This is a genomic window from Hoylesella marshii DSM 16973 = JCM 13450, from assembly GCF_000146675.1.
Classification (GTDB): domain Bacteria; phylum Bacteroidota; class Bacteroidia; order Bacteroidales; family Bacteroidaceae; genus Prevotella; species Prevotella marshii.
The window spans coordinates 1619347-1642649 of record NZ_GL397214.1 but is presented as its reverse complement, the minus strand read 5'-3'; the positions used below and the strand labels follow the sequence as shown (position 1 = coordinate 1642649).

The 23303-nt window shown below is 49.0% G+C and carries 20 protein-coding genes and 2 pseudogenes; 11 read left to right on the top strand and 11 right to left on the bottom strand.

Translation table 11 applies throughout. The features are described from left to right. Positions 1–3: 3 nt before the first annotated feature. From HMPREF0658_RS06865 to HMPREF0658_RS06845, 5 genes are all read left to right on the top strand, one after another. A complete protein-coding gene (locus tag HMPREF0658_RS06865; RefSeq protein ID WP_006949653.1) occupies positions 4–2106 on the top strand; it encodes an outer membrane beta-barrel family protein in 2103 nt (700 codons plus the stop codon). A gap of 39 nt (positions 2107–2145) precedes the next feature. Next, entirely contained in the window at positions 2146–2751 is a 606-nt protein-coding gene (locus HMPREF0658_RS06860; protein ID WP_006949652.1) for a hypothetical protein, read from the top strand. Continuing rightward, the gene (locus HMPREF0658_RS06855) at positions 2748–3038 is read left to right on the top strand and encodes a winged helix-turn-helix domain-containing protein (RefSeq protein ID WP_006949651.1); all 291 of its coding nucleotides are present in this window, start codon (positions 2748–2750) and stop codon (positions 3036–3038) included. The genes HMPREF0658_RS06860 and HMPREF0658_RS06855 overlap by 4 nt, the downstream gene beginning before the upstream one ends. A gap of 43 nt (positions 3039–3081) precedes the next feature. Then, positions 3082–3267, top strand: coding sequence for a hypothetical protein (locus HMPREF0658_RS06850; RefSeq protein WP_024990805.1), 186 nt, complete (start codon positions 3082–3084; stop codon positions 3265–3267). Between the two features lie 180 nt (positions 3268–3447). Next, positions 3448–3642, top strand: a complete 195-nt coding sequence (locus HMPREF0658_RS06845) for a hypothetical protein (protein WP_006949643.1) — start codon at positions 3448–3450, stop codon at positions 3640–3642. 398 nt (positions 3643–4040) lie between these two features. Here HMPREF0658_RS06845 and HMPREF0658_RS06840 read toward each other — a convergent pair whose 3' ends face one another. Both HMPREF0658_RS06840 and HMPREF0658_RS06835 read right to left on the bottom strand, forming a co-directional pair. Then, positions 4041–4802: an ABC transporter ATP-binding protein gene (locus HMPREF0658_RS06840; RefSeq protein ID WP_006949641.1), complete on the bottom strand. Its 762-nt coding sequence runs from the start codon at positions 4800–4802 to the stop codon at positions 4041–4043. A 4-nt stretch (positions 4803–4806) separates the two neighbouring features. After that, positions 4807–5553, bottom strand: coding sequence for an MlaE family ABC transporter permease (locus HMPREF0658_RS06835; protein WP_024990804.1), 747 nt, complete (start codon positions 5551–5553; stop codon positions 4807–4809). A 151-nt stretch (positions 5554–5704) separates the two neighbouring features. On the opposite strand from HMPREF0658_RS06835, the gene lptB reads away from it, so the two are divergent. Together lptB and HMPREF0658_RS11065 are read left to right on the top strand one after the other, a co-directional pair. After that, positions 5705–6535, top strand: a complete 831-nt coding sequence (lptB, locus tag HMPREF0658_RS06830; protein ID WP_006949639.1) for an LPS export ABC transporter ATP-binding protein — start codon at positions 5705–5707, stop codon at positions 6533–6535. A gap of 610 nt (positions 6536–7145) precedes the next feature. After that, a pseudogene (locus HMPREF0658_RS11065) lies at positions 7146–7889 on the top strand (IS4 family transposase); the annotation flags it as partial. A 600-nt stretch (positions 7890–8489) separates the two neighbouring features. Here HMPREF0658_RS11065 and HMPREF0658_RS06820 read toward each other — a convergent pair. The 5 genes from HMPREF0658_RS06820 to HMPREF0658_RS06800 form a co-directional block, all read right to left on the bottom strand. Further along, positions 8490–8942, bottom strand: coding sequence for a copper resistance protein NlpE N-terminal domain-containing protein (locus tag HMPREF0658_RS06820; protein WP_006949635.1), 453 nt, complete (start codon positions 8940–8942; stop codon positions 8490–8492). Between the two features lie 89 nt (positions 8943–9031). Next, positions 9032–9505 (bottom strand): DUF4625 domain-containing protein, encoded by a 474-nt coding sequence (locus HMPREF0658_RS06815; RefSeq protein ID WP_006949634.1) that lies wholly within the window; start codon positions 9503–9505, stop codon positions 9032–9034. Between the two features lie 17 nt (positions 9506–9522). Continuing rightward, the gene (locus HMPREF0658_RS06810) at positions 9523–10266 is read right to left on the bottom strand and encodes a DUF4625 domain-containing protein (RefSeq protein ID WP_006949633.1); all 744 of its coding nucleotides are present in this window, start codon (positions 10264–10266) and stop codon (positions 9523–9525) included. Between the two features lie 48 nt (positions 10267–10314). After that, a complete protein-coding gene (locus HMPREF0658_RS06805; protein ID WP_006949632.1) occupies positions 10315–12540 on the bottom strand; it encodes a TonB-dependent receptor in 2226 nt (741 codons plus the stop codon). Positions 12541–12696: 156 nt separating this feature from the next. Then, entirely contained in the window at positions 12697–13032 is a 336-nt protein-coding gene (locus tag HMPREF0658_RS06800; RefSeq protein ID WP_024990801.1) for a hypothetical protein, read from the bottom strand. 1096 nt (positions 13033–14128) lie between these two features. On the opposite strand from HMPREF0658_RS06800, the gene HMPREF0658_RS06795 reads away from it, so the two are divergent. The 4 genes from HMPREF0658_RS06795 (at position 14129) to glmM (ending at position 18337) form a co-directional block, all read left to right on the top strand. Then, positions 14129–15040 (top strand): glycosyltransferase family protein, encoded by a 912-nt coding sequence (locus HMPREF0658_RS06795; RefSeq protein WP_006949629.1) that lies wholly within the window; start codon positions 14129–14131, stop codon positions 15038–15040. Positions 15041–15135: 95 nt separating this feature from the next. Beyond that, complete coding sequence (locus HMPREF0658_RS06790) at positions 15136–16176, top strand: DHH family phosphoesterase (protein WP_006949628.1); 1041 nt, start codon at positions 15136–15138, stop codon at positions 16174–16176. Between the two features lie 108 nt (positions 16177–16284). Continuing rightward, positions 16285–16953 carry a BamK family beta-barrel-assembly machinery protein gene (locus HMPREF0658_RS06785; protein WP_006949627.1) on the top strand — a complete coding sequence of 223 codons (669 nt, stop codon included), beginning with the start codon at positions 16285–16287 and terminating at the stop codon, positions 16951–16953. 1 nt (position 16954) lies between these two features. Beyond that, positions 16955–18337: a phosphoglucosamine mutase gene (glmM, locus tag HMPREF0658_RS06780; protein WP_006949626.1), complete on the top strand. Its 1383-nt coding sequence runs from the start codon at positions 16955–16957 to the stop codon at positions 18335–18337. A gap of 125 nt (positions 18338–18462) precedes the next feature. Here glmM and gyrB read toward each other — a convergent pair whose 3' ends face one another. The 4 genes and pseudogenes from gyrB to HMPREF0658_RS11670 all read right to left on the bottom strand — a co-directional run bounded on the left by gyrB (position 18463) and on the right by HMPREF0658_RS11670 (position 23115). Continuing rightward, on the bottom strand, positions 18463–20436 hold the full coding sequence (gene gyrB, locus HMPREF0658_RS06775) for a DNA topoisomerase (ATP-hydrolyzing) subunit B (protein ID WP_006949625.1): 1974 nt from the start codon (positions 20434–20436) through the stop codon (positions 18463–18465). Between the two features lie 222 nt (positions 20437–20658). Beyond that, positions 20659–21077: pseudogene (locus HMPREF0658_RS06770) on the bottom strand (HU family DNA-binding protein). Between the two features lie 235 nt (positions 21078–21312). Next, the gene (locus HMPREF0658_RS06765) at positions 21313–22926 is read right to left on the bottom strand and encodes a hypothetical protein (RefSeq protein WP_006949622.1); all 1614 of its coding nucleotides are present in this window, start codon (positions 22924–22926) and stop codon (positions 21313–21315) included. A gap of 21 nt (positions 22927–22947) precedes the next feature. Continuing rightward, positions 22948–23115 (bottom strand): hypothetical protein, encoded by a 168-nt coding sequence (locus tag HMPREF0658_RS11670; protein WP_006949621.1) that lies wholly within the window; start codon positions 23113–23115, stop codon positions 22948–22950. Positions 23116–23303: the final 188 nt, after the last annotated feature.

The following is a 23303-nucleotide window of genomic DNA, read 5'->3' as shown; positions in this document are numbered from 1 at the left end:
CGAATGACTGCTCTGCTATGGGCGTGTACTTTGTCGGCTTCAGCCTATGCCGGAGCACCCTTCTATGTTGTGAAAGCTGATACGCTGGTACACCTGAACGAGGTAACGGTAACGGCAAAGCGTATAGAGCATGCCGGCGACCGATACGTGATTCATGTTCCCACGAATGAAAATAAGAACATGGACGAGGTGTTGCGGCAGGCACCCGGCATTTGGATGGACAACCGAAGCATACTCATCAATGGCACGGGAGGTACCAAGGTGTTTGTAAACGACCGCGAAATACGTCTCGAAGGCGAACAGTTGGTGGCCTATCTGCGCTCCATTCCGGCACAGAACATCAAGCGCGTAGAAGTGCAGAGCATGGCGGATGCGGGACGGAGTGCCGACCTGCAAGGCGGTATCATTTGTCTTTATCTGCGCAAGAAGACGATAGACGGGCTTTCCGCAAGCCTCTCGCTCGACGAAAGAACCGGTAGCCGGATGCACACTTGGCAACCTACCGCTTTCTTAGACGTGCGCAAAGGCAAATGGAACGTTTACGCATCGGGGGCTTACACCCTACGTCCTACAGACAAAGGCCGTGCGTCTTCGGTGCGACATTATCGCTCCGACAATATCGCCATGCAGTCATCAGAGCGTGTCAGTTCGCCTTATCGCCACTATCGGCTGTCGGTGGGCGGGCTACTTGACATCGATTCCACGCAACAGATAGGGTTGGAAACGGAATGGGCGGGCAGTTCGCTGAGGCGAAACAGTGAGGCACTGACCCTGCTGTCCATAGCCGGTGCAGCCCGAAACAGCAGGGGCGATTATCGCCAACAGTCTCAATACGATGCCGGTTCGATAGCGACCAATTATAAGAAGACACTCGATGCACGCGGATCGGAGCTGAAAGTGATGGGTGATTACATACATAAAAGTTCTTCGTCGAACAACTTTTACTCTATTCTTTCTCTGTGGAACAACGTAGATACGGCATACAGCAAGCATACATCGGCGGACTATGACATTGCGTCGGCCGATGTTTCCGTGCATCATCGGTTGCCGCATGCACAACAGTTGCTTTGGGGCGGACGATATGCCTTTACCCGAATGAACAACAAAGCCGCAGACTGCGACCTGCTATATCATGAACACATCGGTGCCATATATGCCGAGTACAGCTTCCATGCAGGACGTTGGAACGGCAGCGCAGGTCTCCGGTTAGAACATACTGCTACCCGAAATCGCACCGACGGCATACATCGCAACTCTACCGACCTGTATCCACATGTATCGGTCACTTACGCTTTCGACGAAATGAAGCAATGGATGCTCAATCTGCAATATGCCGAGAAAGTGGAACGACCTAACTTTCTGTACATGAATCCCACACGTATCCAGACTTCGGAATATGCCTACATGGTGGGAAATCCACGGCTTCGACCTACGTATATCCATAAATTCTACCTCACATTGATTGCCGCCTATCGCTATACACTGACGATTGGCTGCAACAGCAACAAAGATATTGTGAGGCCTTACAGCCGTCAGGATGCCTTGAATCCGCTTTCCAATTATGTAACTTACGAGAACCATCGGGGCGAAAACGATTGGTTTGTGGCTTTGTCGGCACCCATCGACATGGGCAGAAGTCTGAGGCTGACCGTAAATATGGTAGGTGTGAGGCAATATATACGGAAAAACGGCGATGAGAAATACGATGCTCATAACCTTGTTTTTGCAAATGCTACGTTGGCGGCGAGGATGGGTAAAGGCTTCAACGCCGAGCTGGAATATAGCGTTCATAACCGGATGTACACGAGCAACAGCCAAATTGGCACGTCTCAAAACGTGGGATTTACAGTCAGGAAGTTGTTGATTAACGGCAGAATGACAGTGGTTGCAGGTGTGGAAAACCTCTTCAACCGCTACGAACGGTATCGGGTGGTACTGCCACATTATACCACCGATACGGAGATGCGTATGCCATCGGACGGACGAAAGATTCGTATCGGCCTTTCGTGGCGGATTGACAAGGGCAAGAAGGCTGAGAAACGGAAGGTGGAAAGCAGTGCAGCCGAAGAGCGAAACAGAATGGAGCAGGAAACAAAGAAGTATTAAAGTTCACATAAAGTATTATCCCATAAAAAACAAAAGACAATGGAAGAGAAAACATTAAACGAGAAAGAAAGTCTGGAACTCATTGCACGCATGATTCAGACAACAAGAAAGAACATGGAAATAGGGCAGGGCAATCTGCTGCTTTACTTCGGTTACTTCGCAGCGGTGTTAGGCGTTGTGATTTACATTTGTATCCGACTGACGGGCAATGGCAACTTTGCCATGCTGTGGATGCTGATGTTCGTATGTTGGCTTGTTGTGCATCGTATCAGCAAGAAACCGGAGGTTATCACCTATACCGACAGCGCCATTGCGAGTGTATGGAAAGTAATCGGCGTGATGTTTTGCCTGACAGCCATCTCGCTGCCCATTATCAGCATGCTCGATAGCGGGGTGCTGAGTGTACTGATGATGCCGATGTCGCTCTTCTATATGGGAATCGGCACCGCCATTACAGGCGTTATCATCAAAGATAAGGTAACCACCTATCTGCCGTTGTTAGGGATGTTGATACCCCTCTATATGCTCAACAGCATCATGCACCACCTCTTTTTCTATTGGTGGCATCTGCTTTTCAGTCTTGCTTCCGTCATTATCTTCGTCATTCCGGGGCATATCATCAACTCAAAGCGTGGGGCGGCATGATGAAAGACTTAGACCCGATACTCCATTCACAGCTCCGGCTGGCAGTGATGTCGCTGCTTATGGGGGTAGAAGAGGCCGACTTCGTGTACCTGAAAGAGAAGACCGAGGCCACGGCAGGTAACCTCAGCGTGCAGATAGACAAGTTGGAAAAGGCTGGTTACATCGGTGTGAGGAAAGAGTTTGCGGGGCGCAGACCCCACACGGTTTGCTTCATCACGCCCAAAGGTCATCGCGCTTTTACCGAATACGTGGAAGCGTTGAAAACATATCTGCCTCTTGGCAGCTGATTTGCTATGGAAAGGAAGAAGAAAGATTAAAAAACAAAAGTTTATGGAAGAGAAAGAGCAGTGTAGCGAGTTTGCATGTAAAGTGCTTAAAGGCGTAAGACTCGCTTCTAAAAAACTGGTACATGAGATGGCTCTCAGAGGTGAGAGCCTTGTGATTTCAGATAAAGATGGGAATATTCGCCATATTCCGGCACAACGCATCTTAGACGAAGGATTACTGAAAGAGTAGATTGTTTGCTGTTGATGTATAAAGAATAGAAATGGTGAAGAGATGTCGGAGCGTCTTTTCATCATTTTACTGTCTTTCTCTTTGCTTGTTATGGATAGATAAAAAGGAAGAGAAGCAAAATCAGTAATAGATTGGAAATATTTTTGTATCTTCGCAAATAATTATCAATAAGATTGTAATATGAAGATAGGTGATAAAGTGTTGATTTCTCCGGATTTGACAAAGTTGTCCGATTGGACGCACGGTACCGTGATAGAGGTTGAGAATAATCCTTTCGTAGGGGTCGTTATATCGGCTGAAACCGAAGATCATAATGTGTTCTTCGGGTATCAGGATTTGTTTAAACTCCAAAACGAAGAGAGATGTACGCACTGAGCTCCGACACGGTGGTTAGCGATCTGAGGGGAAAACTATGGCGAACCTTACAATAGGGCTTACTTTGAGATAAAGCAACTACTGAAAGCAAATGGTTTTGAGTGGGTGCAGGGAAGTACTTATCTTTCAACGGCAGATGATTTGAGCGCAATTGTAAAGACCGTGATGGAGCTTTCAAAGATAGATTGGTTTAAGAAATCGGTACGTGACATCAGGGGTTTTAAGGTGGAAAGCTGGTCGGATTTTACAGCACTTGTAAAGAACGCATAGTTTTCCTATTCGTAAGGAATAAAACGGGAACTCAAGAAAAGAGAGTTATTAGTAGAGTTCCGTCATCTTGTTTTTGTTGTTGTATTGTTTTTGAAATGGGTTAGTAGAGTATGCAATGCAGAGAGGGATTACTTCTCTGTCTCCACTTCTTTCACTTTCCTGAACAGGTCGGAAGCGAAAACAAGGTCGTTCAGCCGTTTGTTGGTGGCACCCATGATGTCGTCTTTGCTGCCCTGCCACTCCTTGCGTCCTTCGTAGATGAAGAGGATATGCTCACCGATGCCCATGACGGAGTTCATGTCGTGGGTGTTGATAATGGTGGTGATGTTAAACTCTTTGGTAATGCCGTGGAGCAATTCGTCGATAACGAGCGAGGTCTTCGGGTCGAGTCCGGAGTTCGGTTCGTCGCAGAAGAGGTATTGGGGATTGAGCACGATAGCCCTTGCAATGGCTACACGCTTCTGCATTCCACCGGAGATTTCACCGGGGAATTTCTGTTCGGCCTCTACCAGATTCACTCTGTCAAGACACGAACGGGCACGATTCATGCGGTCGCGCAGGGTCATGGAGGAGAACATATCTAAGGGGAACATCACGTTTTCGAGCACTGTCATTGAGTCAAACAAGGCCGCACTTTGGAAAATCATGCCCATTTCGCGACGCATGTTCACCTTTTCCCGCTTGCTCATAGTCACAAAGTTCCGGCCGTCATATAAGACTTGCCCGGATGTGGGCTCGAGAAGCCCCACGAGGTTCTTCATCAACACCGTCTTGCCGGAGCCGCTTTGTCCGATAATCAGGTTGGTCTTCCCGTTTTCAAAGCATGCACTGATATCTTTCAGCACTTCCTTTTCGCCGAATGATTTGCAAAGATTCTTGATTTCTATCATGACTTTACGAGAGTAAATGGGTGAGGAAAACGTCGGAGAAAAGAATGAGCACGCTACTCGATACCACGGCATCGGTGCTGGCCTTGCCCACCTCTACCGAGCCGCCTTGCACGGTATAACCGAAATAAGACGACACACTCGAGATGATAAAGGCAAAGAAAAGGCTCTTTATAATGCTCATCCATACGAACCATGGGTTAAACTGATGCTGCAAACCGATGGTCAGGTCTTCGGGCGAAAGCACATGACCGATGTAAGATGTAGCGTATGCGCCGAGGATGCCTGTAGCCGAACTGATGATAACAAGGAAAGGCATGATGGTGACCATGCCGATAATCTTGGGCAGAATGAGGTAACACGCGGAGTTCACGCCCATGATATCGAGGGCATCTATTTGCTGCGTTACGCGCATGGTACCAAGTTCCGATGCGATATTCGAGCCTACTTTGCCTGCTAAAATGAGACACATGATGCTGCTCGAAAACTCAAGGAGCATGATTTCTCGCGTGGTATAACCCGTCACGAAGCGGGGCATCCACGGGCTTTGTATGTTCAGTTTCATCTGAATGCATATCACCGCACCAATGAAAAACGAGATGAGCAGCACGATTCCGATAGAATTGACACCGAGCGCAGACATCTCTGCCACGTATCTCTTTAAAAACATACGCATGCGTTCAGGCTTTGCAACAGCCCGTCCCATCAGTATAAGATAGGCTCCCAGCGTGGTTAGATATTTCTTTATCAGCATTTTGGGGTTGTTCGATGTTACGCCTGCAAAAGTAACCAAAATCCGCTGAATACCGATGACCTCGCCCCTTATTTTTCATCGAATAAGCCTTTTATCTTTGCCCGTATGCCCGAAAATCCTTACCTTTGTCGCGACAAATCAACAACCGTTTATGACCGAAACAACCAATCCTATGCCCCACACCACCCGCGAAAGTCTTATGCTGCGCACCGAAGGGCTGGTGAAACGCTACGGCAAGCGCACCGTGGTAAACGATGTCTCTATCAATGTCAGGCAAGGAGAAATAGTGGGACTGCTCGGCCCTAACGGAGCCGGCAAGACCACCTCGTTTTATATGACCACAGGCCTCATCATTCCCAATGCCGGACACATCTATTTAGACAACGAAGACATCACTTCTTTTCCCGTCTACAAGCGTGCCCGCGCCGGTATCGGTTATCTGCCGCAGGAGGCAAGCGTATTCAGAAAGATGAGCGTGGAAGACAATATCCTCTCCGTACTTGAGATGACAGGCCTGCCGCGACAAGCACAACGCGAACGCTTGGAAAACCTTATCAGCGAGTTTCGCCTCAACAAAGTGCGTAAGAACAAAGGCGACCAACTATCGGGAGGCGAGCGCCGACGCACTGAGATAGCCCGTTGTCTGGCTATCAGTCCTAAGTTTATCATGCTCGACGAGCCTTTCGCGGGTGTTGATCCCATCGCAGTGGAAGACATTCAGCATATCGTCTGGAAACTGAAAGACCGCAACATCGGCATCCTTATCACCGACCACAACGTGCAAGAAACACTCAGCATTACCGACCGCGCCTACCTCCTGTTCGAGGGACGCATCCTTTTTCAGGGCACGCCGGAGGAGTTGGCCGCCAACAAAGTAGTGCGCGAGAAATACCTCAGCAACAGTTTCGTGCTCCGCAAGAAAGATTTTCAGCTGCTCGAAGAAGAGCGAAAGGCACGCGAAGCACAGGAAGAGGTCGGCTAACTTCCCCCATTTTTACTTTCCCCTCTCGCCTACCACCCTCCCTTTTCCCCGTATCCCCTTTCCCTGCGTTAAAAGCAGGCGGCAGGCCTCCGAGCCATCATCCCCTGCCGTTCAACTCCTTTCGCGCATGGAAGCAGATGGGAAAAATCGCTGTCAGCTATCATCATCCATCGCAGACCATAGAAAAACACACCCTCACTCATCATCTTCTACAGACACCGATAAGTAACCTCCCTTTTTAATATCGGAAACCACGGCCGATGATGGTTAAATTAATTATTCAGCTAAAGTTTCCCACCCTAATAAATAGATAGAAAAAATAACAGTTTGTCGAATTTTCTTTGTAAATTAGTAATCGCTAAACAACTGATTTCAAAGACAAGACAAAAAAAACTGTTATGGAAGCAAAAAATAGAGAAAATAAGCGAGTTATCCAAACTTTTGAGTGTTAAAAGCCGAATGAGCGATGATTTATTTCATCTTTTTGGCAAGTTTGGCATCGGCCACCTGCTGTCTCGCCTGTCATTGGAGAAACGGGACGGAGTTTCCGCTTCGGAGTTGATCCTTTCTCTTTGCCTCTTCCGCATTGTGGGTGAGAGCATCCACCGCGTTACATGCGAAGTATGTGATTACGGATAGTTGGTTCACTTGCGAGCAACTTATGGCGTGTGTTAGGGGCATAGGTAAAGGTGCGATGCACTTTGTCGGACTTGCAAAAATGGGAAAGGCGAAATACACCGTATCGGGCAGGAAGAAAAATGTTGCAGAACTCATTGCCGCCTATGAACGCGAACGGGGAAAGAGTTGTCGTAAGTATAGATGCCGGTATATTCAGCTCAACGGCAACTTAGGAGACATGCCTGTCAGAATCTTCCTCATCAAGTATGGTAGGAACTCCGCATGGAACGTCTTGCTCACCACGGACACTACGATGTCTTTCATAAAAGCCTTTGAAGTGTATCAGATCAGATGGAACATAGAGGTGATGAACAAGGAGACTAAGCAGTATCTAGGATTGGGAGGTTATCAAGGTTGCGACTTCAACGGTCAGATAGCCGACGCAACGCTGTGTTACCTTACATATACCGTCATGGCCTTGGAAAAGCGGTTCACAGAATATCAAACCATGGGCGAACTCTTTTCGGACATGGAGGGCGATCTCATGGCACTCACGTTATGGAAGCGAGTTCTTGCCTGTATCGAACGCATTCTTCGTGTTTTAGGAGAACCACTTGGGATGACGCCCCAACACCTTATGGCAACGATCTGCGGCAACGACAAAGAGATGAGCAAAATCCTTGTAATGGCTGAGGCGTTGGAAAAATGGGATGAAGTATGTGGACAGTCTGCATAACTTCTATTAGCCATGTGTTAAAACTCAATGGATATGGGGGACGACAGGCAAAGGTGAATGGGAAAAGCCAGTGTTTTAAGGGGTGGGAAACTTTAGTTATTCAGTATCGGAAACCATGGCCGACGATAGTTAATTAGATAATTTAGTATCAGAAACTACGGGCGCCGACGGTTAAACGTTTAAAATATCATCGGCGCCCATGGACGCTGCAAAGATAAATTAATGTGACGTATCGGCGTCCATGGGCGCTGCAAAGATATGTTAATGTGAACCATCGGCGTCCATGGACGCGGGTACTAAAAATCAGTAGGAAGTAATCGCGCCGATGGGCGAATATGGAATCATCACTCGCGGACGATGATTTCTTATAGCGAATGGAGGTAAAAGGCGGGAGAAACGGGTGGCGGGCACCCGTGAGGATGGGTGAACGTGAAAACGAGTATCATGCGTGTGGCACGATACTCGTCGGGGGGCTGCTGTAGCGTTGGAATTTGCTCTGTAATTCTTCTATTGATATGGGAACGCTGCAAAAAGTGAGCGGACATGCTCACTACGAACATGCCCGCTTCTACGCTTATTTGATTTCCTACAAGCCGGAGGTTATTTCCGTTTCAGGTCATACTTGTCGGCACCGGTGGCAGCCTCTTCCAGCTCTTCATTCACCATGCGCAGGGTAGAGTCGTCGACAACGAGGAAATAGCTTACGCCGCCATCCTTGCCCAAGTCGAACTTGTAGGCTGTCTGCTCTTTACCGTTCACGGTTTTCTTCATCACTTCTTTCTTGCCGTTATAGGTATGCGTTTCGTCTTTTCCGTCTTTTGCGGCAAGATAGGTTTCGGTGAGTACGAAGCCGTCGGTAGAATCATTGGCCAATGCCAGCTCATAGCGGATGCCCGGGCCGTCGGCTGCAGGCACTACGCCTTCGTAGTGTGTGGTATCGGTTGCGGCAACTGCCGTGGTGTCGGTACCGGCCTCATTAGTGGCTGTTTTTGCTTTCGGCTGGCAAGCAGCCAGGGCAGCACATGCGACTGCCAGAATCATTACTTTCTTCATATCATTTTTATTTTAGTAGTTGATAACAGTTGATAAACTGTCGATGTACGGAAATTATTGTATTTCGCACCATAAAAAATGTGAATCAATCACTCCGTAATCTTGATAGACATGGCTTTCAACTCTTGCCAGCCTGCACGGTCGGTCAGACGAATCATAAAATGATAGTCGCCTGTATCGATGTCGGCGGGGATGGGAATATCCATGCGCACGGCATACCGTTGCAATCCTTCGGGTATGGGGTAGTCGTGATTGTACACCCAAGGCTTGAGGGGTGTCTTCTTCGCATCCATGGGGCACTCGGTGGCTCCGGTGCCGTGTGTATGGTGGTCGAAATTGTTGTGTATCTCAATGTTGAAGTTACCCAGCTCCACATTGTCGGTAAACACATAGTTGAACGGTATTTTGTCGCCCCGTTTGTAGACCTGACAGTCTGTGGGATTGGCCACGATGCCCTCGCCACTGATGACAGGACGCTGCATGTCGCTATCATCGTGGTTGGTGCAAGCTGCCATCATCATGGCGAGGAGCAACAGCATACCCGTTTGGATAGGTCTCTTCATTGCGTAGAGATTTATGGTTATCGGGTGATGGTGAAGCCTTTCACCTCGTCGAGTCCTTCAAGCCCTTTCACGTCTTCCACCTCGAAGTGCACGTGATACTTGCCGGCTTGTGCGTCGGCCGGTATGGTGATGGTGGTGTTTACGTCGAACGTGCCGGTTTTCCCCTTGTAGGCATCGAGGTCGATAGAGAATTTCTTGTTGCCGTGAAACTCCACTTCTATCTCTTTCACTGCCGATGTCACCGTCACTTTGGCACTGATATTGATGGTTGTACCGGCCTTTGCCGTCAGTGTTCCCCCGTTGACAACGAGGTTTGTTACCTTAGGTGCATTGGGGTCGATGGCCATGAGTGTGATGTCTGTTGTCACGCTCTTGGTATTTCCTTTGAGGTCGGTCACGGTAAATACCACCTTATAGGCACCCGGGGTAAGCGTTGAAGGCAAGTCGAGATGCTCATGGAACTTGGCGTTGATGTTGCCTTGATACTTGCTTGAGTCGTAGATTTTCGATACGGCTATCGCACCATCGGCTGCTCGCAGGTCTACTTGAATCTGCTTGATACGTGCCGATGCCAACACGTCTCCTTCGATGTGCAGGTCGCGACCTATGGTTCCCTTGCGGGAGTTGTCCTCACCCACCTCTTCGAGTTTGATACTGATAGGTGTCTTGTCGTCGTCTTTGTTGTCTTTGCTGCAAGACGTCAGTGTGCCGAGGCACAGGTTCATCAGAGCGAAGGCTCCGAACAGAATACTTTTTTTCATAACTTTTTTGTTTTGTGAGGCCGTAGCCTCGGGTTAATACTATAAAGATTAAAATTCAAATCCAAGGAGTAACGCCACGTTGCGCCCGGGTTCGGGCACGTCGATAAGCCGATAGTAGCTGGTGTGGTCGTAATATTTGCGGTTGAGCAGGTTGTCTGCATTGAGCGCCACCCGCAGACTGCGATTGCCGAGAGTGAACTGTCGGCCGGCTGTCATGTTGAGTGTAAGATAGCCCGGCGTGGGTTTTTCGGGTGGCACGATGTCGTGTTGCGGGCCTACGAGATGGGTTGTCAGTGAGAGGTATCCCTCTTGCTCGTGGCGACCGTTGCAGAAGATGTACTTCACGGTGGCATCCATCGTGGGTGGCGGAGAGAATGGCAATGTATATCCTTTCTTATTGCCCGACTGTTGCGTAGCATGCAGATAGGCACCCCGTACCTGAGCTTCGAGGTTCTCAGACAGATGACAGGTGGCCGTCAGTTCGAATCCGTAGCGCAACACACGTGCCTGCGTGTAGTTGTAAACCTGAAGTCCCTCGTAGTAATCGGCCGTGGGATTCATATAGATATAGTTAGGGAAATAGTTGAAGTAAGGGTCTAACTGCACTGTAAACAGGCGACTCGTCCAATTGATTCCCGCATCTATCTGGTAAGACTCTTCAGGGCGTAACGTCGTATTTCCCTTTTCGTAGCGGAAAATATGGTAATTCACGCCATCTGCACCCAGCTCTTTGGCAATGGGCACGCGGAAACTCTTGCCCACATTTGCCTTAAGCATCCATGCGCCAATGGCATAGTTGATGCCCGCCGACCACGTAAGACTGTGAAATGTTTTGCCGAATGTGGCCGACCGTTCCTTATATACGGAATCGGCGATGCCCACAGGTGTCTTGTACCAATCGCGATAACCGTGTATCTTGGTGCGCACATAGTCGTAGCGCAGTCCGGCATTCACGATGAGGTCTTTTCGTATCGTAAACCTGTCAAACGCATAGGCACCCATGGCCATTGTCTCAAAATCGGGCATAATGAACCCCCATCCACCACGTCGGTTGTGCTGGTATTCGGCATTCATTCCCGCCCGCACCGTGTGACGATCGTCGGGGGTAAAGTGCATACCTAACAGGGCGGTATAGGTATGCTTCAGAAAACGACGTTCCATTGTGCCGTTGGGTTTAGGCATATAGCCGTGGGATACGGGTTCCGAACGCTCTTTGCGCAGGTTATTCTGGTAGGCCAAATCGGCCTCGAAGTCGAATTTGGCTATCTGCCATGCCGAATGGGTGGCGGCCTTGAAGTGGTTCACTTCCTGATAAGGCAGGTCTATGTCTCGTCGTGAAGCATCGTAGTCGATGTCCGAGAGGCGCACCTCTAAACCGTGGGCATTGGCAAAAAAGCCGCTCTTTGCATAGGAGTCAGACAATCGGATGTCGGTGCGGAACCCTCGTCCGAGGTATCCCATGGTCACGCTTCCGTCTTTCTCGCCTCCCGCTGTGTTGCGTAAACTCCTGTTTTTCAGGCCTATGTTATAGGAGTAATACTGTATGCTGTCTGTCGGCACCTTATAGTCGGCATAATCTATATAGGTAGCATTGGTCTTGTAATAGAACTTCTTGCTGCGCCCTTCTAACTTCAGCGATGCTCCTAACGACTCGTTGTTTGACCTCGTAAACAGATTAGCGCTACCCTGAAACCGGCCTGTGGGCACATAGTTGGAATAGAGATTGATGACACCCCCAATGGCATCCGACCCATAAAGCAGTGCTGCGGGTCCCTTGATGACCTCTATACGGTCTAACGCAAACTGATCGATTTCCAATCCGTGGTCGTCTCCCCACTGTTGTCCCTCGTGCTTAATGCCATCTTGTGTCACAGCCATGCGGTTGAAACCTAAACCACGGATAGTAGGCTTCGACTGTCCTGACCCGATGCTCATGGCTTTCACGCCAGGAATGTCCTGCAAACTCTGCATGAGCGACCCCGCAAAATGGGCACGCAGATAGTCGCGGTTCACCTGTACGCTGGTCTGCGAAAGCTTCATCTGTTCGCTGCGATGGGTGTTTCCATAGATAACAACGTTGTCTAAGCGATGATTCTGTTCCACGCGGGTGGTATCGGGCGCAGGCCGGTGAGCGGCTTCGTCGGACTTATCGTTTGCATGCGATGCAGATTGCGCTTGCGAACAAAGGAAAGAGCATAGGCAAATGATACCTATAAAGGTTCTCTTCTTCACTTGAAAAAATATTGAGTGATGGATGTGAGGGTCGCGCGCCATCCGGCCTTTTCACTGCTGCGCGCATCGCCGCTTCTCTCTCTGAAAGGATATGCGGTAGGCTGTAGTCGAGCAGACAACAGACTCTGCAACCACACACCTGCGATTACCCACGTATCGGCAACCGACAGAGGAGAGGATGAAAAGGCGGAAATAGGGTTAAAGGATCGGAGGAGCACGCAACCCTACCGTGCGGGATGCGTGGTAAGAAAGCCGTCCTTCATACAGTAAAACAAGGATGCCGAGCGCCACTGCTGCCACAGCGCAGAACTGCACGACCTCGGCTGAAGAGAATGCGGGAAACATGAAATGGCAGATAGGACACTTATCCGCTTCCTGCACCGTGGACTTCGTATAGGTGGTATGACCGTCTGTTAAGACCACGTTATTGTAATGGCATACGTGCACGCCCTTGATGATTATCGGTGTTGTGAAGAGCGCCAATAACAACCAACTGTAAAAAAGTCTCAAAGACTGATGGGCGGGTTTTCTCATACTGTCATTTCGTTTCGCTCGCAAATGTAATGAATTATTTGTGAGTCCCTCGACTTTTTATATATAAATTCCTCTTTTATCGTGCATTATTAACCGTTTATAACACATAAAAACACGAATAAACGAAAATAACAATGACGACAAAAGGCGAATCAATGGGAAATGAAAGTCGAAAGGAGGTGAGAAATCGTAACTTTTCTGCCCTTTTTTCTTTTGATTCCTTGGTATTCGATGCTCAAAGGTTCGGGATTGCAACTCGTAACCCACATCGTTCATGAGAACGCTTTTCTACTATTTCAATAGAGATGACATAACTTCCTATACAGGCCTTCATGACCGATGGGGGGTAAGGGTTGTGAAGTGACGATAGATAAGTCGGTATTCGTTCCACGTACAAATGGCGCTTGTTCTATGTACAGGTGGCATTTGTTCGTGGAAAGGTCGGCAACCTTTCCCAGTGCAAATCGTATCGGTTGTTGGATTCTGTCGCACTTACAGCGCTCCATTTAGGGGAACGTTCTATCCCCAGCGCGATGCGCTGGGCTAACATCTTGTGCTCTTTCAGAGCTTATTTGGAGAAATCTCATCTACCCATTGCTGTATGCTGGACTGACATATAGCGCTCTTTGCTTTGCTTCCTCTTCGTGTCAGCGAACTTCGTTTCCGTTCCACTTCGCACAGCGAACGTTCGTTTCAGAGCTTACTTGGGGAAATATCATCTACTCGGTGTTGTGTGCTGGGCTAACATGTTACGCTCTCACAGAGCTTACATTACACCTCGTACCATTATATTTCGCACTTGATGCACTGCGCTAGCATGCTCTGCCAGCACTTGCATTGCACCTCAAACCATTATAATTAAGGTTTTGATACACCCCACAAAAATGGCTTGTCGGAGCTTATTCCGTATATCACACAATCATTTATGGCATCAAGTTTCCCTGCAAAACGGCTCTTGTAGTGCTTGCCCCGTATATCACGCAATGATTTTATACGAGTAATACATGCAGAAAATATCAATTTGCCTTGCATCATTCTTGATTTATTTCACTACTTTTGCACATATATATATCAATTTCTACACATCAATTTCTATATGAAACCTACATTATTGCTCCTTGCAGCCGGTATGGGAAGCCGCTACGGAGGACTGAAACAACTTGACGGACTGGGTCCCAACGGGGAAACCATCATGGACTATTCCATCTACGATGCCATCAAAGCTGGCTTCGGAAAGGTCGTGTTTGTCATACGGAAGGACTTTGAACAGGAGTTCCGCCACAAGGTGTTGGCTAAATACGACGGACACATCCCCACGGCTTTGTGCTTTCAAAGCATCGACGCCCTGCCCGAAGGATTCTCTTGTCCGGTAGGGCGCGAGAAACCATGGGGTACCAACCACGCCATCCTCATGGCAAAAGACGTGATTCATGAACCGTTTTTGGCCATCAACTGCGACGACTTCTACAGTCGCGACGCCTTTGCCGTGATGGCCAAATACCTCACCTCCCTCCCTGCCGACAGCACCAACCGCTATGCCATGGTAGGCTTCCGCATTGGTAATACGCTGAGCGAAAACGGTACGGTCTCGCGTGGCGTATGCTCCACCGACGCCTCCGGAAACCTGACAACCGTGGTAGAACGTACGAAAATCAAGCGCGTAAGCGGTGCTGTAGCCTATGAAGACGACAACGGAACATGGACAACCGTAGACGAGAACACACCCGTTTCGATGAACGTATGGGGATTCACCCCCGATTATTTCGTCCATAGCGAGGCTTACTTCAAAGAGTTTCTGTCCGACCAACGGAACATGGAGAATCCAAAATCAGAATATTTCATCCCCATGATGGTAAACCACCTCATCAACCAAGGTACCGCCACCCTGCAAGTACTTGATACCACAAGCAAATGGTTTGGCGTCACTTATGCCGAAGATCGGCCGGAAGTGGTGGCACGCATCCGCAGACTCGTAGACGAAGGTGTCTATCCCGAACAGCTCTTCTGACCTTCCACACCATAACAGATGGTCTTTCCGGCATCCCATCTTCCAAACTTTTGCCCGTCGGTAAGGCGGGAAGAAACTTGTTATACCTAACAAAAATGAACATCAATATCCTTACAGAGGCAGAATTGTTGCTGCTCAATACCTTGATAGACAGGTCTGGCAATATCATCATTTGCTGTCATCGAAGCCCTGATGGCGACGCGCTCGGCTCCTCGCTCGGATGGGCGCAGTATCTCATAGCGCGAGGCAAGAACCCGCAAATAGTCATCCCCGATGCTTATCCCGACTTCTTTCAGTGGCTGCCCAACACAGAGAAAATCGTGCGTTACGACAAGCACCGCGAAACGGTGGGGCAGGCTTTTGCCCACGCTGACTTAGTGTTCTGCATGGACTTCAACCGCGCTCAACGGCTCGACGACACACTTGGCGCCGTGCTCACGGCATCGCCCGCGCAAAAAGTGCTCATCGACCACCATCCCGAACCCGACATCGACACCGCTCTCTGCATATCGCACCCCGAGATGAGCTCCACCTCCGAACTCGTGTTCCGCATTATCTGGCAATCGGGTGCCTTTGAAACCATGACCAAGGCCTGCGCCATAGCTATTTACTGCGGCATGATGACCGACACGGGTGGCTTTACCTACAACTCCAACTCCCCCGAGATATACTTCATCATCAGCCAACTGCTCACCAAACATATAGATAAGGATAAGATTTACCGCAACGTCTACCATAACTATAGTGAGTGGCGACTGCGCCTTATGGGCTATGTCATGTACCAGAAGTTGAACGTTTTTACCGACCTCCATGCTTCTTATTTCACGCTCACACGGCAAGACATGGCACGTTTCCGCTTCATCAAAGGCGATGCCGAAGGACTTGTGAACCTGCCTTTACAGATAAAGGGAGCCAAACTGTCTATCTCGCTGCGTGAAGATACCGAGAGGCCTTGCAAGATATGGTTGAGTTTGCGGTCGGTAGACTCCTTCTATTGCAATGCCATGGCCGAGCGCTATTTCAACGGTGGAGGGCATCCCAATGCGGCAGGAGGTCATCTCGACTGCACCATAGAAGAGGCGGAAACCATCGTACGTAAGGCTTTGAACGATTTCCGCGAGGAGTTGCAGCGATAAATCGTTGGACACCTCACAAGCCACAAAGGCCTGAATGATTGGGGTTAAATAATATTAAGCTACAGACAGCTATCCGCCCCTTTCAACATTATTTGCTATCTTTGTCCCATGATTTATACAAGGAACAGAATAAAGAATACAGCCTGCCTGTGGGCTGTTTTGTCTCTCTCACTCTTTTTAACGGCATGTAGCAACAACGAAACCTACTCCGACAAGAAGAAGCGTGAGCGAGCCGCCATCACACAGTATATAGCAAATCATCATATCAAGGTGATTTCCGAGGCACAGTTCTATGCACAGAACTGCACCACAGATACGGCTAAAAACGAATATGTGTTGTTCAGTAGCTCGGGTGTTTACATGCAGATTGTGCGCGAAGGGTGCGGAGCCAAACTGAAAAACGGCGAGACGGCACGCGTACTCTGCCGTTTTACGGAAACCAACCTCAAGACCGATTCCGTGCAACTCTCCAATCAATACAACAGTTTTACCTATTTGGTGGACAAAATGGACGTAACCAACACCACCGGCACTTTCCGAGCGTCCTTCGTCAAAGGCAGCAGCCTGATGTATGTGGCCTACGGAAGAAGTGGCAGTACCGCTGTTCCAGGCGGCTGGCTTGTGCCTTTCACGTTTATCAAGGTGGGACGTCCCAAGACTGCCACCGACGAGATTGCCAAGGTAAATCTCATTGTTCCGCACACACAGGGGCAAGCCGTCGCATCTGCAAGGGTGTATCCCTGCCTATACAATATCACTTACGAAAGGGGAATTTAGCATGACACTCATCAAATCCATATCGGGTATTCGCGGTACCATCGGGGGAAAAGCGGGCGACACACTCAATCCGCTTGACATTGTAAAGTTCACTTCGGCCTATGCCACCTTTATCCGCAACACTACGCAGTCGGCCACGCACAAGATTGTGGTGGGCAGAGACGCACGCATCTCCGGTGAGATGGTGAAGAACGTGGTCTGTGGCACCCTCATGGGAATGGGTTACGACGTGGTGGATATCGGTTTGGCCACAACCCCGACAACCGAACTTGCCGTGACCATGGCGGGAGCCGATGGCGGTCTCATCGTCACCGCAAGCCACAACCCACGGCAATGGAACGCCCTGAAATTGCTCAATAACAAAGGTGAGTTCCTGACGGCAGCCGATGGCGCAGAGGTGCTTGCCATCGCCGAAAAAGAGGCTTTTACCTACGCCGACGTAGACGGGTTGGGTAGCTATCGGCAAGACAACAGCTTCGACAATCGACACATCGACAGTGTGCTGGGACTCGAACGGGTCGACGTAACCGCAATCAAGCTGGCGCACTTCAAGGTTTGTGTGGATGCTATCAACAGTGTGGGCGGCATCATTCTGCCTAAGTTGCTCGAGGCATTGGGCGTGGAATACCGCGTACTCAATGGTGAACCCACCGGTAATTTCGCACACAATCCCGAACCGTTGGAGAAAAACCTCACCGGTATCATGAACGAAATGAAGTCGGGTGCCTATGATTTAGGTATCGTGGTAGACCCTGACGTAGACCGCCTCGCATTTATCTGCGAAGATGGTCGCATGTTTGGCGAGGAATATACGCTGGTGGCAGTGGCCGACTATGTGCTGGCGCATACCTCCGGCAATACAGTGAGCAACCTAAGCTCTACCCGCGCACTGCGCGACGTTACCGAACGCTACGGCGGCACTTATACGGCGGCAGCTGTAGGAGAGGTAAACGTAACCACACAAATGAAGGCGACAAATGCCATTATAGGCGGAGAAGGTAACGGCGGAGTTATCTATCCCGCAAGTCACTACGGCAGAGATGCTCTCGTGGGTATCGCTCTGTTCCTCTCTGCCTTGGCACACAGAGGCGGAAAGGTGAGCGAGTTTCGCGCTTCGTTCCCCACTTATTTCATGGCGAAGAACCGTATCGATCTCACACCCGATACCAATATCGATGCCATCCTCTCTCGTGTGAAAGAACTCTACAAGGCAGAACGGATTACCGACATCGACGGAGTGAAAATAGATTTCCCCAAGAGTTGGGTGCATCTGCGTAAGAGCAATACCGAGCCCATTATCCGTGTGTACAGCGAAGCACCTACACAGGAAGAGGCCGAGGCGATAGGCAAAAAACTCATGCAAGTGGTGAGCGATATGCAATAATATTCTACCCCATATAAAGCAAAGGGCATCTGTACCACGTACAGATGCCCTTTGTCGTATAACGGAGCTACAAGTTATAAATATAAAAAATACCGGCAGGGTTAAGAAGATCTGCCTGTGCTGGATTATGCGTCGATATTCGCATAGGTTGCGTTCTGCTCAATGAACTCGCGTCGTGGCTCTACGTCGTCGCCCATAAGCATGGAGAATATCTCGTCGGCCTTGGCCGCATTCTCTATATTCACCTGTTTGAGCAAGCGAGTGTTGGGATCCATGGTGGTTTCCCAGAGTTGCTCGGGATTCATCTCTCCTAAACCTTTATACCGCTGGGTATGGATGCTCTTGCCGTCTTCCACGCCATCGCCATATTTATCGAGGAATGCCTGCCGCTGCTGTTCGGTATAGCAATACTCTTTCACCTTATTCTTGTAAGTGCACAGATAGAGTGGAGGCGTGGCAATATAGAGATGGCCTTCCTGAATGACGCGGGGCATGAAGCGATAGAAGAGGGTCATGATAAGGGTGTCGATATGGGAACCATCGACATCGGCGTCGGTCATGATGATAATCTTGTCGTAACGCAGTTTGTCGATATTGGCCTCTTTGTCGCCTTCGCCCTCTACACCAAACCGCACGCCAATGCTCTGGATGATATTCATCACCGACTCGGCCTCGAATACCTTGTGCCATTGCACCTTCTCGACATTGAGAATCTTACCTTTCAAGGGGAGGATGGCTTGGGTGTAGCGGTCGCGTCCTTGCTTGGCAGAACCACCGGCGGAATCGCCCTCGACGAGGAATATCTCGCATTTCTTCGGGTCGCGATTGGAGCAGTCTGCCAACTTACCGGGCAGTCCGCCACCAGACATCACGTTCTTTCGTTGCACACTTTCGCGGGCTTTGCGGGCAGCGATACGTGCAGTAGCAGCCAATACCACTTTATCGCAAATCAGTTTGGCTTCTTTCGGATGCTCCTCAAGATAGTTAGACAGTGCCTCGCCTACCGCCTGCTGTACCGCACCCGACACTTCGCTGTTGCCCAACTTGGTCTTTGTTTGTCCCTCAAACTGCGGTTCCGCCACCTTAATGGAGATAACGGCAGTGAGACCTTCGCGGAAGTCTTCGCCCGCAATCTCTATCTTCGCTTTCTCTATCTGCTTGGAGATAACGGGGTCGGCATCGGCATAAGTTTTTAATGTGCGGGTGAGCGCCATGCGGAAGCCAGTGAGATGGGTGCCGCCTTCGATGGTGTTGATATTGTTTACGTAGGAGTGGATATTCTCGGAGTAATCGTTATTATACATCACGGCCACTTCGATGGGTATGCCCTGCTTCTCCGTCTTAAGGTAGATAACATCGTCGAAGAGGTGGGTGCGATGGCGGTCTACGTAGCGCACAAACTCTTTCAGTCCGTCTTCGGCGTGGAATGTTTCCTCACGTAATTTACCTTCTTCGTCGGGACGCATGTCCTTGAGTGTGATTTTGATACCGGCATTGAGGTAGGCCAATTCGCGCATGCGGTTGGCAATGATGTCCCACTTATACTTGGTCGTGGTGAAGATGGTGGCATCTGGCCAGAACTGCTGACGCGTTCCGCGGCGTTCAGTCGTGCCGACAACCTTCACGGGATACAGCGGCTTTCCTTTTTCATATTCCTGCTGATAGATTTTCCCATCGCGAAACACCTGCGAGAGCATGTGCGACGACAGTGCATTGACGCAACTCACTCCCACACCGTGTAAGCCGCCGCTCACCTTATAGGAGCCTTTATCGAACTTTCCACCGGCGTGGAGCACGGTCATCACCACCTCGAGTGCTGACTTATGCAGCTTCTCATGTTCGTCTACGGGTATGCCTCGGCCATCGTCTTGCACGGTAATCGAATTGTCTTCGTTGATAATCACTTCGATGTTTTTGCAGAAGCCTGCCATCGCCTCGTCGATAGAGTTGTCTACCGTTTCGTTCACCAAATGGTGTAAACCTTTCTCGCTGATGTCGCCAATATACATTGCAGGGCGCTTACGCACGGCCTCGAGGCCTTCCAACACCTGTATGTTACTGGCCGAATAATTATTCTCTTTCGTTTGATTCTCTGCCATTGTGTAGTTTCAAAAGATAATGTGCAAAGATACTAAAAAAGTGGCAAAGCCGGAAACATTCAATATGAAAATAACGCACCTACCCCGTCTTTCAATCATTAAAAAGCGAGTGGTACGCATCATCGCGATGCGTACCACTCTCACATTTTATAATTGGTAAAAAAGAAATTCTTTGTTTCCCCTTTCTCCCCGATGAGGAGAGTTGGAGCGGGGATGGCCTCTTTATGGCTTCGGCTTTTTGTTCTTCTCTTTTCGCTTCGGGTTATCCACCTCCACCTCGATTTTCTTCAATGCATCGGTGATGGCCGATTTCCAGCGCACAATGATACGGGGTTTTTTGAGTGATGCGGCCGTCACGTCTTCCTCTTTGTCTATCATCTTTGAGGGAATCGTGGTGCGGAAGGAGAAGATGTCGCCCAAGTCGAGTGAGCCGCCGAGGGTAATCACTTCGATGAAGATGTTGCGCAGTGTGATGAGCACGTTTCTTACGTCGCCTTCGCTCAACGATGTTTCGCGCACGATGCGCTCAATGAGCCACTGCACAGAGAACTCATTGGGGCTTTCTGCACGGCATTGTATGCCTTCTGCCCTTTCTTCGGACCAATCCTGTGGATGGTCTCTACAACTTTAAAAATTAGCATAATTGTTTGATATTTAAGTTATTAATTGAAGCCTCGCACTTTGCTTAGCTCCGTTGGTTATGTTCATTATATCGAGGTCATTGCATTCATTATATCAAGGCCGCCATGTTGATTATATCAAGACCTTTGTATTGATATAATGAAGACCGACCTATTGATATGAGGAACACAACGGTCTTCATGTAAGGAATGCAAAAGCCTTGGTTGCAACATCGATGATATCTTCTTATTTTGATTAGAAATGCACGAACGGGCGGACACCAATACCTATATCTTTATTATAACCGGACTCGTCAAGCTCTAACTCGTTTTCCCTAATAAAACAGTCGTGCCCCTCTTGGATCGAGTGTTCTGAACTTGTCCATATCCAGTCTATCAATGTTTGTCCACCAGCTTGTAGGAATATCTTGTCAAAATTGGCATCTAACTGACGATAAGTGAGATAAGGATCCCAATCCGTTTTTGCATTGACGTCTACATCGCGGCACAACCTTGCCACGGTCAGTTTGATCTGCCCGAGGCTGGGCAGGAACCATTTGCCGATGTTTGTTCCCGTGATGCTTGGCCCCGGCTGATAGTGGGCAGCGGCATAGAAAGCGGGGAAATCGCTGCTGTTGGCTTTGATGGTGGTGCCGTCGGCACTTCCTTCTTTCTCCCATGTCCACTTATAGCCGTTGTAGTCGTTCCATTGGGTAAGGAAATCTGAGCTTATCGGCGCACTGTTGTGGTGTTCAAACTTTTTAGGACCTTTAGCCCAACTATTGCCGCCTGTAATCGCCTTTAATGCTACGGCAAGCCCTTTCTGCGTGGGTGTTTTATCTGTGATGACGACACCGATGGGTTGGCGTTCGGCTTTTTCTTGGAAAGTGCCTACGGTGCCATCAGCAAAAAGATAGAGCACGTTCTTCAGTTTGATATTCAATTTATAAGAACCGTTTCTGAGTAATTTCCCAATCTTAGTGAGTTTGATGCTCTTTCCTGCCATACTTTCACCATAAACCGTCCCTGCACTAAACGTGAGTTTCAGGTCTTTGCCTTCGAGGTTGGGTAGAAAATACTGATAGTTGTCGCTTGTGGCAGAATAGGACAGGGTGTAAACCGAACGTGTTGCTGCAGGAGTGGCAGGAAAAGTGTATTCGCCTGACTGTACGCTGCCGTTCTCAGTATTTGTGATATTTTCGCCCGACAAGTCGTATATGTTCTTGTTCAATTGGCTTCCGTCTGACGAAACCGTGGCTTTGACACCGCTGCTTGCCGATGTGTAAGACGTGATGCCGAAGTGCACGCGTGCCGCTTGATGCTTCATAGTGAAAGTGATTGTGTGTCCTGTTCCACTAATGGTTTGTTGAGTGGTGCCTATCATCGGGTTCTTGCTGCTGTTGGTAACGCTGAGCGAAGTGGTGTTATCGGTAACTGCGTCGTTGATGCAGACAAACGTATAGGTGCCGGGAGTGAGTTTCATTTTCGGCGAACCTACATCGCGTTTGAATGCGCCATCCTTAATGGTGCCTTTCATGGTGGCTACCCGTACGTTGGAGCTGTTTAAGGCGAAGATGGTGTAATGCTCTTCGCTCATGGCTGCGCGTGTGAAGCCGCTTTCTTCCTCATCTTTCTCGAGCGAAACTTCAGCAATCAGATTGTTGCCTAAGTCTATGGTCTCGGCTGTCTGAGTCTGCCCTACTCGCGTAAAGGATTGGTCGGGCAGATAAGTCTCTGTATTGATGAGAATCCGGCCTGTCTCTTCCACATCAATCATTTCTTTGTCTGCAAAACTGTTTTCTTTGCTGCATCCTGCAAGCAATAATACAATGCTGCCGATGATACTTGCAATAACAGATAGTCTTTTCATTTTTCTTCTTGCTTTTGTTAATTAGAAATCAATTTCATCTTCACTCTCTTCTTCGTTATCCCAATCTTCCTCGGAGGAACCGGGCGTGACAGGCGTTACTGATGTACAGAAGAAACATTCGTACTCTACCTTTACAATCTCACAATATGGAGGTACATAGTCTTTCTTTTCTAACTCTTTTTTCTTCATAATTTCACTATATTTTAATGCATAAATTCTGTCTTATTTTTGCCTTTCCGCACTTTGCAAAACAAGCACGAAAAAGCAAACAAAGGGAACTCCGTGGAGCCCTTTGTTTATAGGGGATGCGACACGCTTCGCGCGCGCGTATACGAAAGCGTTTAAAGTGTTATCTGACTGGCGGTGCGAATGTGTGT

Coding starts and splice junctions, on each gene's coding strand:
- HMPREF0658_RS06865 (WP_006949653.1), top strand. CDS start 4: ATGACTGCTCTGCTATGGGCGTGTACTTTGTCGGCTTCAGCCTATGCC.
- HMPREF0658_RS06860 (WP_006949652.1), top strand. CDS start 2,146: ATGGAAGAGAAAACATTAAACGAGAAAGAAAGTCTGGAACTCATTGCA.
- HMPREF0658_RS06855 (WP_006949651.1), top strand. CDS start 2,748: ATGATGAAAGACTTAGACCCGATACTCCATTCACAGCTCCGGCTGGCA.
- HMPREF0658_RS06850 (WP_024990805.1), top strand. CDS start 3,082: ATGGAAGAGAAAGAGCAGTGTAGCGAGTTTGCATGTAAAGTGCTTAAA.
- HMPREF0658_RS06845 (WP_006949643.1), top strand. CDS start 3,448: ATGAAGATAGGTGATAAAGTGTTGATTTCTCCGGATTTGACAAAGTTG.
- HMPREF0658_RS06840 (WP_006949641.1), bottom strand. CDS start 4,802: ATGATAGAAATCAAGAATCTTTGCAAATCATTCGGCGAAAAGGAAGTG.
- HMPREF0658_RS06835 (WP_024990804.1), bottom strand. CDS start 5,553: ATGCTGATAAAGAAATATCTAACCACGCTGGGAGCCTATCTTATACTG.
- lptB (WP_006949639.1), top strand. CDS start 5,705: ATGACCGAAACAACCAATCCTATGCCCCACACCACCCGCGAAAGTCTT.
- HMPREF0658_RS06820 (WP_006949635.1), bottom strand. CDS start 8,942: ATGAAGAAAGTAATGATTCTGGCAGTCGCATGTGCTGCCCTGGCTGCT.
- HMPREF0658_RS06815 (WP_006949634.1), bottom strand. CDS start 9,505: ATGAAGAGACCTATCCAAACGGGTATGCTGTTGCTCCTCGCCATGATG.
- HMPREF0658_RS06810 (WP_006949633.1), bottom strand. CDS start 10,266: ATGAAAAAAAGTATTCTGTTCGGAGCCTTCGCTCTGATGAACCTGTGC.
- HMPREF0658_RS06805 (WP_006949632.1), bottom strand. CDS start 12,540: ATGGCGCGCGACCCTCACATCCATCACTCAATATTTTTTCAAGTGAAG.
- HMPREF0658_RS06800 (WP_024990801.1), bottom strand. CDS start 13,032: ATGAGAAAACCCGCCCATCAGTCTTTGAGACTTTTTTACAGTTGGTTG.
- HMPREF0658_RS06795 (WP_006949629.1), top strand. CDS start 14,129: ATGAAACCTACATTATTGCTCCTTGCAGCCGGTATGGGAAGCCGCTAC.
- HMPREF0658_RS06790 (WP_006949628.1), top strand. CDS start 15,136: ATGAACATCAATATCCTTACAGAGGCAGAATTGTTGCTGCTCAATACC.
- HMPREF0658_RS06785 (WP_006949627.1), top strand. CDS start 16,285: ATGATTTATACAAGGAACAGAATAAAGAATACAGCCTGCCTGTGGGCT.
- glmM (WP_006949626.1), top strand. CDS start 16,955: ATGACACTCATCAAATCCATATCGGGTATTCGCGGTACCATCGGGGGA.
- gyrB (WP_006949625.1), bottom strand. CDS start 20,436: ATGGCAGAGAATCAAACGAAAGAGAATAATTATTCGGCCAGTAACATA.
- HMPREF0658_RS06765 (WP_006949622.1), bottom strand. CDS start 22,926: ATGAAAAGACTATCTGTTATTGCAAGTATCATCGGCAGCATTGTATTA.
- HMPREF0658_RS11670 (WP_006949621.1), bottom strand. CDS start 23,115: ATGAAGAAAAAAGAGTTAGAAAAGAAAGACTATGTACCTCCATATTGT.